General features: G+C 62.6%; 9 protein-coding genes and 2 pseudogenes. 3 read left to right on the forward strand and 8 right to left on the reverse strand.

What is annotated here, in order from left to right; all coding sequences use genetic code 11:
• Together merA and BCL93_RS17555 are read left to right on the forward strand one after the other, a co-directional pair.
• The coding region (gene merA / locus BCL93_RS15950; RefSeq protein WP_112056269.1) for a mercury(II) reductase at positions 1–1,290 on the forward strand (1,290 nt) is incomplete at its 5' end.
• Between the two features lie 81 nt (positions 1,291–1,371).
• The gene (locus BCL93_RS17555) at positions 1,372–1,506 is read left to right on the forward strand and encodes a hypothetical protein (RefSeq protein WP_008957399.1); all 135 of its coding nucleotides are present in this window, start codon (positions 1,372–1,374) and stop codon (positions 1,504–1,506) included.
• 25 nt (positions 1,507–1,531) lie between these two features.
• On the opposite strand, the gene BCL93_RS17180 is transcribed toward BCL93_RS17555, so the two are convergent.
• Complete coding sequence (locus BCL93_RS17180) at positions 1,532–1,735, reverse strand: hypothetical protein (protein WP_146742507.1); 204 nt, start codon at positions 1,733–1,735, stop codon at positions 1,532–1,534.
• 84 nt (positions 1,736–1,819) lie between these two features.
• Positions 1,820–2,427, reverse strand: a pseudogene (locus BCL93_RS15955) (transposase); the annotation flags it as partial.
• A 276-nt stretch (positions 2,428–2,703) separates the two neighbouring features.
• Here BCL93_RS15955 and BCL93_RS15960 point away from each other — a divergent pair.
• Positions 2,704–3,156: pseudogene (locus BCL93_RS15960) on the forward strand (recombinase family protein); the annotation flags it as partial.
• Positions 3,157–3,415: 259 nt separating this feature from the next.
• On the opposite strand, the gene BCL93_RS15965 reads toward BCL93_RS15960, so the two are convergent.
• From BCL93_RS15965 to BCL93_RS17380, 6 genes are all read right to left on the reverse strand, one after another.
• A complete protein-coding gene (locus BCL93_RS15965; RefSeq protein WP_112056271.1) occupies positions 3,416–5,467 on the reverse strand; it encodes a bifunctional DedA family/phosphatase PAP2 family protein in 2,052 nt (683 codons plus the stop codon).
• Positions 5,468–5,506: 39 nt separating this feature from the next.
• On the reverse strand, positions 5,507–6,055 hold the full coding sequence (locus tag BCL93_RS15970) for a phosphatase PAP2 family protein (protein ID WP_112056273.1): 549 nt from the start codon (positions 6,053–6,055) through the stop codon (positions 5,507–5,509).
• 54 nt (positions 6,056–6,109) lie between these two features.
• Positions 6,110–7,273: a glycosyltransferase family 9 protein gene (locus tag BCL93_RS15975; RefSeq protein ID WP_112056275.1), complete on the reverse strand. Its 1,164-nt coding sequence runs from the start codon at positions 7,271–7,273 to the stop codon at positions 6,110–6,112.
• 286 nt (positions 7,274–7,559) lie between these two features.
• The gene (locus tag BCL93_RS15980; protein ID WP_112056277.1) at positions 7,560–8,414 is read right to left on the reverse strand and encodes an IS5 family transposase; all 855 of its coding nucleotides are present in this window, start codon (positions 8,412–8,414) and stop codon (positions 7,560–7,562) included.
• Between the two features lie 390 nt (positions 8,415–8,804).
• Positions 8,805–9,575, reverse strand: coding sequence for a copper resistance protein B (locus BCL93_RS15990; RefSeq protein WP_112056280.1), 771 nt, complete (start codon positions 9,573–9,575; stop codon positions 8,805–8,807).
• A gap of 9 nt (positions 9,576–9,584) precedes the next feature.
• The coding region (locus BCL93_RS17380) for a multicopper oxidase domain-containing protein (RefSeq protein WP_220086300.1) at positions 9,585–9,897 on the reverse strand (313 nt) is incomplete at its 5' end.

Below are 9,897 nucleotides of genomic sequence, written 5' to 3' on the forward strand. Positions count from 1 at the left end.
CTCGGCGGTACCTGCATCAACACCGGCTGTGTACCTTCCAAGATCATGATTCGCGCGGCCCATATCGCCAACTGGCGCACGGAAAGCCCCTTCGATGCCGGCCTGAGCAGCCAAGCGCCGGTGGTAGATCGGGCCAAGCTGCTCGAGCAGCAACAGCGGCGTGTCGAGGAACTGCGCGATGCCAAGTATGAAGGCATACTCCGCGACCACCCGGCCATCACGGTCCTGAAGGGGGAGGCGCGGTTCGTCGATGCCCATAGCCTGACGGTCACGCTGAATGAGGGCGGCGAGCAGACCGTCCGCTTCGATCGCGCCTTCATCGGCACCGGCGCCCGACCGGCAGCACCGCCGGTGCCGGGCTTGGCCGACACTCCCTACCTGACCTCCACCGGCGCGCTGGCACTGGATACCCTTCCCAAGCGGCTGATCGTGATCGGGGCCTCAGTGGTCGCCCTGGAACTGGCCCAGGCCTTCGCTCGGCTGGGCAGCCAGGTCACCGTGCTGGCCCGCAGCCGCCTGCTGTCCCAGGAAGACCCGGCGGTAGGGGATGCGGTGGAGGCGGCGTTTCGCCGCGAGGGCATCGAGGTCCTCAAGCAGACCCAGGCGGGCCGCGTGGACTACACCGACAATGAATTCATTGTCGACACCAACGCCGGCACCTTGCGGGCGGATCAACTGCTGGTGGCCACCGGACGGACACCCAATACCGAGGCCCTGAACCTGGCGAGCCTCGGCGTGGAAACCGCACGTGGGGCGATTCTGGTCGATGAGCATCTGCACACCACGGTGCCGGGGCTCTATGCCGCCGGTGACTGCACCGATCAGCCGGAGTTCGTCTATGTCGCCGCCGCCGGGGGCAGCCGGGCTGCCGTCAACATGACCGGGGGCGAAGCCACCCTGGACCTGAGCGCCATGCCGGCAGTGATCTTCACCGACCCCCAGGTGGCCACCGTCGGCCTGACGGAAGCCGAGGCCATCGAGCAAGGCTTCAGCGTCGATACCCGCGAGCTGGACCTGGAAAACGTGGCGCGTGCGCTGGTGAATTTCGACACCGGTGGTTTCATCAAGCTGGTGGCCGAACGCGACTCGGGCCGGTTGCTGGGGGTGCAGGCGGTGGCGGGGGAAGCCGGTGAGCTGATCCAGACGGCGGTGATGGCGCTACGCGCACGCATGACCTTACACGACATCGCCAATGAGCTATTTCCCTACCTGACCATGGTGGAAGGGCTCAAGCTCTGTGCCCAGACTTTCACCAAGGATGTGACGCAGTTGTCCTGCTGTGCCGGGTGAACGATATGAGCGCGACCGTGGTGCCACTGGGCGGCGGCACCACGGGTTTTGGGCATGGACACCACAGGGAGCCCTGTCACGATGAACACGACACTACCCGATTGCGGGATGATGGGGGCGATGGGCTGGATAATGCCAGTGATCGGAATTGCCCTACTATTGCTGCTGGTCCTGGGCATCGCCTGTTTGGTGAAGTATCTGCTCTCTAGCAAGTGAGCGTACTGAGCGAGCCATCAACCAGCTAATCCGTTGTGGGTTGAGTTTGTCGGCCACCTTTCTCTCTCGCATACCAACCAGATAATCCGGATACCCAGAATTCTTTGGCAATTTCAAACCCGGCGGCATCGAAATCCACAAATAAGTAGAGCGATATCTCGTAGGCCCAACCAGACAGCAACGCTTTCAGCTCGCGGGCTGCGTATTCTGCGCCATCTTGACAGGCCATGCCGTTTTATCGTGACCGATTTCGGGTGCTTTCCCGGAGTGCGTGGTCACGTTCCCGGAATCTCACCTAACGGGTCAGGCTCTAACCCTGTAGCGCCCGGTTCTCCAGCAGGCGCCTCAGCCCATGCAGAACCTGGTAAGCGTAGAGGCTCAGCAGCAGGCTCACATCGTTGCGGGCCATGACGTCCTGAACTTCGGAGGCGCCGCGATCGGTCGACAAGAGATGCACATCCAACGCCGACTTCACCTCGCCCATGCGCGCTTCGGCGCTGTCGCGTTTGCGGTTGAGCGCCAGGACTTTCTCCAGTGGCCAGTCGAACTTGCTGAGGATGGTGACTAGGAAGAAGGCATGCAGCAGTAGATCATTGGTGCCTTCCAGCGGAGGGGGGGGGTCGGTATCGCTGAGGTCGATCCATCCCATCGCACGCTGCAACATCAGGGTGCGCAGCTGACTGGCCAGCGAGTGGCGGATACGCAGCGGTTGGCGCGCGTCGACCAGGTTGTCCTCCAGCGCCCCGGTCACGTCGCTGTTATCGAGGGCTTCACGCAGCAGCATAGCGCCGCTGTCGCTGGTAGTGCGATGGCCGTCGAGCTCAACGCAGATGGACCCGTTGTAGGACGGAATCCAGGGAGATACGCTCTCCCTATAACGGATGGTCCTCGGGAATCAGGTTCTTGGCGGAGCTCACTGATTTCTCAAGAGAATACCATCTGCTATCTTCGTTTTCAGGCTGCCCTCATGAATACGCCGGGATCAGCGTTCGTAGCGCGTCATGGGCTCATTGTGTGGCGGTTACCGTCATCATGTGCTCATTGGCTACATGCGGGTGTCGAAAGCAGATGGTTCTCAAGCCACCCACCTACAGCGTGATGCGATGATAGAAGCGAGTATCGACCCGACGCACATTTATGAACACTAGGCCCCCGGCAAGCGTGAAGACCGCCCCGGACTGACGAACTTGCCTCAAGGCACTTCGGTCGGAAGACATGTTGGTGGTATGGAAACTCGATCGACTCGGTCGGGACTTTCGGCACCTGATCAATACCGTGCATTAACTCACCGGACACGGCATTGGCTTGAAGATCTTGACCGGGTATGGGGCTGCCATCGACACGACGACCCGAGCGGGTAAGATGGTGTTCGGGATCTTTGCTGCCATATCTGCATCCAAGCGCGAACAGATTTCTGAACGGACGCAGGCGGGGCTCGCCTCCACCCGCGCACACGGCAGGAAGGGTGGTCGGCCGTTCAAGATGACAGCCGCCAAGCTGCGCCTGGCAATGGCGGCTATGGGGAAACCTGAAACCAAGGTGAGTGATCTCTGCCAGGAACTCGGTATCACGCGGCAAACCTTGTACCGACACATTTCGCCCAAGGGCGAGTTGCGTCCCGACGGCGAAAAGCTGCTTGCACGAACCTGACGCGAGATAGGACGCAATGGCACAGACCACGGGTGGAGCGATACAGCTATGAGCGAGAAGGCCCTGGGATCAACTTGCCTGGAATCCAGGCCAGGTAGGCCACCATGCCGAATAGCTCGACTAGGGGCTGTAAGGCTATGACCACCACGGCAGCTAACCAGGCCTCAGGCAGCATCAGGGCGATGGGCGACAGCGCATAGTCGATCGCTAGAAGGCCAACCAGCGGGCCGCCGACGGGTAGAGGGCACCGATCAGGTCTTCAGTTGCTACCACATGGCGGCACGAGACTCGCGGGGGCGGCAAGCAGCAGCGATGTGTCGGCGGACGGGGTCAGAATGCGCGTGGCCGCGTCCGGTGCCTGCAGTGCCTGCTGCAGGAGGTCCGGCGTGTCGGTGACGCCGGAAACGTCACGCTCCAGCGCCAGCAAGCCGAACAGGTCGCGGCGTTGCTGGATCCTGAGCGAGGCGACCCACAGCGGCTGAGGTGACGCCTGGCAGGTGCCGGTCAGGGTGAAATCCGTGGGCCAGACATGCAGGACCCGGCGGCGGCCCGTCTGCCTGGCGACCAGGTGCGTGGCACGCAGAGCAGAGGGCTGACCGCCGTTGAGGCGCGGCAGCGTCGGCAGGCCGGCGGCGGCATGATCGGGACTCAGCCAATGCAGGGCGTTGATCAGGGTCCAGGGGACATCGACTTGCCAGCCGGCCTTGCTCAGGCGATGTCGCAGTCCCTCCAGATCCCCCGCCCATTGCAGGACAATGGGCTCCTCGCCTTCTCCGCCCAGGTCGGTGCGATGGTCCGGCAGCTGGTGATAGGCAGTCTGAGACCAGTCCTGCCAGGCCAGTTGCTGAACCGTGGGGTGAGGCACGTAGCGCGCGCGATCGGCGGACAGTTGTTGATAAAGGTGATACGGCCAGGCCACGGCCAGGGTCAGCAGCACCACGATCAACAGCCCACGCGCCTCCCGGAGCGGCGCGTGACGCCGCTGGTGGCTGATCGCCAGCAGGATCACCCAGGCGAAACCGATGGCGATACCGGCGCTGACGTCTGCCAACCAGTGGGCGCCCAGATAGAGACGCGAAACGGCGATCAGAGCTACTATCAGTGCCGCAGCGCCGACCACCCAGCCGCGTCGGCGGGCAGGTAGGGCCCGGGCGATGAGATAGGCCAGGAACCCGTAAAGCACCGTGTTGATGGTGGCATGACCGCTGGGGAACGAGAAGGCCTCCCAGCCGCTATAGAGCCCGGCAGTCGGACGCGGCCAGTGGACTAGCGCCTTGATCAATGGCGTGAACAGTGCCGCGCCTCCCACCGCGGACAGCCAGTAAAGCGTGCTGCGCCATGCCCGGCGTATCAGCAGCCAGGCGGCGACCGTTACGGTGAGACTGGTGGTCACGAAACCGTCGCCCAGCTCGGTGATCGCCAGCATCAGAGTGTCGCTCCAGTGGGTGCGCAGGGCCTGCAGGGCATGGAAGACCGCTTGGTTGGCCTGCACCAGCGGATCGCCGGTGAGCAGATCCTCGAGAATGCCCATAAACAGCCATAAGCAGCCGATCAGCACCGCGATGGCGATGGCCAGCATCAGCCCCTCGCCCCGGGCCGTGGCCAGCAGACGCGCTACGCCGCGCTGCGCGGTAGTCGTCTGCGGCGCACACCAGTGCTCCAGGTGGGTCACGCCAGCCTGCACCGCCTCCAGTCCCCATGTCAGCAATACGCGGCGGGTCAGCCAGACGACGGCCCAGACCAAGAGCGCCACCAGTACCATCAGCAACACCAGGCGCCCGGCGACCTGAGCGACCACATGGAGCGACTCGCCGAGCAGTACCCCGGCCAGTACGTGGGTGGTGGCCCATATGATCGCCGAGGCGATGTTGACGCTATAGAAGCGCACCGGCGACATGCCGCTCATGCCCGCTGCCAGCGGCACGAAGGCGCGCGGCCCCTGCACGAAGCGCGCCAGGAATACGCCCTTGCCGCCGTGACGTTGAAAGAACGCCTCGGCCCGCGCCACCCATTGCGGATAACGGCTCAGTGGCCAGATGCCGGTAATGCGTGACTCGTAGCGGTACCCGAGCCAAAAGGAGATGCCATCCCCGGCGATCGCCCCCGCCAGTGCAGCGAGTATCAGCGGCACGGTGCCCAATGCCCCGGTGCTGACCAGGGCGCTGATGCCGACGATCAGCACAGAGCCCGGCACCAGGGTGCCGGCAACCGGTAGCGCCTCTGCCATAGCGGATAGGGCCACGATGGCATATGCGATGGCACTGTGCTGCGACGACAGGTGCGTGATAGCGGTGACGAGCGTTTCCAGCATCGGGTAGCGGCTCCGGCCGGGGGGAATTGGAGGGATGGTTTACAGCAGGCGCACCAGACGACGGTTCAGCCAGCACTCGCGCGTATAGAAACCTCTGACAACCAGCGCCGCCAGACAGCCCGTCACCAGACCGCCGAGAACGTCGCTTGGGTAGTGGGTGCCGACGTAGACGCGCGACAACATCACCAGAAGGCCGGCTAGCGCGAAAGCACCGCCCGAGCGGAAACGGCGTTGCAGCAGGAACGTCGCCGCGATGGCGGTGACGGCGGTGGCATGGTCGGAAGGAAACGATGGGTCCGCACTCGGCGCAATGAGCAGATGTGACAGGCCGTCGGTATAGGGGCGGGCGCGTTGCACGAACAACAGGACCAGCTGGTTGAGCATCAGCCCACCGATAAACGCCAGGCCTGCCGAGGTTGCTAAGTGACGCTCCCGATCACGCTGCGAGCGGGCCCACCACAGCGGCACCACGGCCAGCACCATCAATAGTACGCCGAAGCGTGTGATGGCGATCATCAGGGTGTTGAGCGCGGGAAACTGGCTGGCCAGGCCGTTAATGGCATGCAGCAAGGCGATATCGGGTGACATGGGGGACTCCGGAGACGGGAACATTGCCGCGCTCCCTTCACTCTATCGCGACGCTCATGTCGCTGGATTGAAGGGAAGCACCGCCTTTCGCGACAGCTCGGCGGCATCGTGGCGTGTGTGGGTGAAGGCGATGTGATGGGAGGCGGACAGGCACAGCGTCGCGTAGTCGAGCGCAGCCACGATCTCCGCCGGGGAAGGCGACAGCAATACCTGATCGGCCCGGCCACGGGGTGTGAATTTCCGAGAAATTGAAGTGTTGAGCACGGCAGTAACCGGCACCCCGAGCGCGGCCGCCATGTGCATGGGGCCCGTGTCCGGCGTGATCAGGCGCGGCAGCTGCGTCAGTGTGGCGGCAAAGTCGCGCAGCGGCATGGTGGAGGCCAAACAGCCATGACCGCCGCTGCGGGCTTCCAGATCCGGCCGCATAGCGGCTTCTTCCGGGCCGATCAGCAGAAGGAAGCGTAGGCCGCGATCGTTGAGCGCATCGCATAGCGCCAGCCAGAAATACAGCGGCAGGCGTTTGTTCAGGTGGCCGCCCACGAACACGCCAATATCGAACGGTTTGTCGGCCAGTTGCTGGAGTCCGACTCGCGCCCGGGCTTGTTCGGCGTCCGAGACCGTCATCCAGGGACGTGCCTCGCAATCCAGCCCCAAGGCGCGAGCGATGACCGCGGCCACGTCATAGACATGCCTCTGGCCGGGCGGAACGCGGTAGACATGATCGTAGAGGCCGGCCAGACGCGAATCGGCGCCCATGGTGCGTCGGGCGCCGGCGGCCATCAGGCAGAGCCTGCCGGTCAGGGACGTGTCCGCCACCTGGATGGCCAGGTCATAGCGTCGCCGGCGCAGCGTGCGCCACAGCGCGACCAGTTTCCAGGGACGGACGAGCATGTCCCGGCCGAGAGCGTGGCAGTGGGTCAGTGGCATGCCCGCGAACAGGGAGACGGTGGTGTCGGTGGCCAGGTAGTCGATCTCGAGATCGGGGCGCCCTTCGGCCAGCGCGTGGATCAGCCGGGCACTTATCAGGGCGTTGCCGATGCGAAAGTTGGGGCGCACCAGCAGGACCCGCTGGACGTCCTCCAGGGTCGCCGGGGTCGCGGCGGCACCGGCGGCCGATGCGGCGAGCCGGCGGTACAGCCAGGCTTTGGCAAGCTTTTCCAGGCGCTTGCCCAACTGCCGCATGGCGGTGTGACGGCGTAGGCGGGTGAGCAGGAACATGACAGGGCCTCTCAGGGAAGCAAAGAGCGGCCACTATAGAGATGCTGTCTTAACGAACGCTTAATGACTTTTTGTTGCGCCGGGGAAGCGATCACTTACAGCCGCGAGGCGACCAGCGAGATGATCGCTTCGTGATCGCCTCTCAGCGTGCCCGATGGTAGTCGCCGAGCAGCGTCTCGCGGCGCTCGTCGAAATGACTCTGGGCGGCGATCATCGCCGACAGGCGAGCCTCGTTCTCGGCGACGAAGGCCAGTAGGATCGACTTGTGGAGTTCGGCGTGCAGGTACTAGGTTTTGTCTAAAAAGTCTGCGCGCAAACAACGGTCTATGCAGGCCAGGCATACCATCGCCTTGAAACTGCTGGCGAGCTTGTCATAGCGCGTGCAGACACGGCGTAGTTCCTTGATCCAGCCGATGCAACGCTCGATGACGTTCCTTTCCCGGTAGCGCGGCTTGTCAAATCCCCTGGACGCCCCCGGCCGTGGCTTTCGGTGCATCTTGCGTCTGGCAATGATCGGCTTCATCCGGTGGCGGTCGCAGTAGCGACGCAACGGTTCGCTGTCATATCCCTTGTCCGCCACGATGAAGCGGCAACGCTTGCGAGGCCTGCCGGAGGGGCCAGGCAGCTGAACGCGCTCCAGGGTGGGAATAAAGTGCCGTGTATCTGAGTCCTGTCCCGGTGGCAGGGTGAAGGTCAGCGGCCAACCCTGCCGGTCACAAACCATGTGAATCTTGGTCGTAAGGCCGCCACGACTCCGTCCAAGGGCATGGCCTAAGGGGGTCTTGCTGCCCCCCTTTTTGCCGCCTCCTGAGGCGGCCCGGGTGGCGCGGACCGATGTCGAGTCAATCATCCATGTGTCCAGATCCATCAGCCCGTCTTCACGCAGCTTGAGGTGGAGTCGATTCAGGATAGCCTCGAAGGTGCCATCGTCTCGCCATTGCCGGAAGCGGTCATAGACGGTCTTCCAGGGACCATACCGCTCTGGGAGATCGCGCCATTTGGTGCCTGAGCACAGGATCCAGAAGATCCCGTTCAGCACTTGGCGGTCATCTCGGCGAGGGCGGCCCATCGGTTGGGAGGGCGAGACGATGTCCTTAATCATCTCCCAGCTTTGATCGGAGAGCTCGTAGCATCCTGCCATGCGGTCACCTATGCAGTTGCGGCATCGGTCACATTAGCAAATCCGACTTTTCGGACAAAACCTAGCAAGGTGTTCGTTTCTGATCTGGATCATCTGGGCCTGCTCCACATTGACCTGATAGAGCTTGGCGGGGCTCAGGATCTGGGAGTTGGTCACCCCTTTTTCAATGATCACAGAACCACTTGGCTTATCGCCAGTGATGGCGAAGGATGAGGCAGAGACCAGGCGCAACATCGCGGCACCGTGGAAATGAGTTGACGTTTCATGGTCCACCTCCTTGATTGGTTGACGTTGTAATTATGAAAATAAAAACTGAAATGTGATAAAAATAGATAAAAACGCCACATTAATATGTGGCGCAGAAGAAATATCGAGATATGCAAAATGAGGTTAATACCATATCCTCACGCCGGCGACGACGCCGGTATCTTCGGTGGCATCCCCCGAGGCGCGGGCCAAGTCAGCCGTGTCACCATAGGACTTTTCCCAGTAGCCGCCGATATAGGGGGCGAACTTTCGGGTGATTTCATATCGCAACCGAAGCCCGGTGCGAACCGAGTTGAGGCCCTCACCGACGCCAAATTCCGGCACCTCATCGGCTGCCGCTGCGACTTCCAGGCGCGGTTGCAGGTAGGTCCGCTGGGTGATCCGCAGGTCGTATTCGCTTTCCAGGCTGGCCGAGACATCGCCGTCCTCGCTGACCCTCAGGTCGAGATCGGTTTCGAAACGATAAGGCACGAGCCCCTGGAGATTGATGACGCCGAAGTAGCGTTCGGGGTGATCGTTCGAAGCGATGCCACCCTGATAGCCGATACCGCCCTGGAGCTCCCAGAAATCGGTGATCAGACGGCTGTAGAGCAGATCGAGATTTTCGAATTCCGCATCCTCATTGTCACCCTGGACATTCTCGCCTTCCCCCTTTAGATAGACTCGATTGACATCGCCGCCGTACCAGGCCTGGAAATCCCAGACCAGGGCATCCTCGCCCTTGTCGGGGGAAGCATATTCCAAGCGATCGACGAGTATCGAGCCCCGTGAGTGTTCGGCCATCGGCGATGGCCAGTTCGCCGGGGCATCGTAGCCATCGCTGGCCTGAGCGCCAGCGGCCAACAGTATGGCGAGGGTAGAACCGGTACCGATAACGACAGTCTTGGACTTCATGAACATTCCTTACGCGACTTTGACGACCCGGAACATGCCGGCATCCATGTGATAGAGCAGGTGACAGTGGAAGGCCCAGCTGCCCTCGGCATCGGCGGTGATCAGGGCAGATACCCGTTCGCCGGGCTTGACGTTCAGGGTGTGCTTGCGGGGAATCAGCTCGCTGGCGCCGTTCTCCAGCTCCATCCACATGCCGTGCAGGTGAATGGGGTGTTCCATCATGGTGTCGTTAACCAGGATCAGGCGCAGCCGCTCATCCTTCTCGAAGTGGATGGGGCCGGTCACTTCGCTGAACTTCTTGCCGTCGAAGGACCACATGTAG

The sequence above is a fragment of the Onishia taeanensis genome (assembly GCF_003268885.1).
GTDB classification, from domain to species: domain Bacteria; phylum Pseudomonadota; class Gammaproteobacteria; order Pseudomonadales; family Halomonadaceae; genus Onishia; species Onishia taeanensis_A.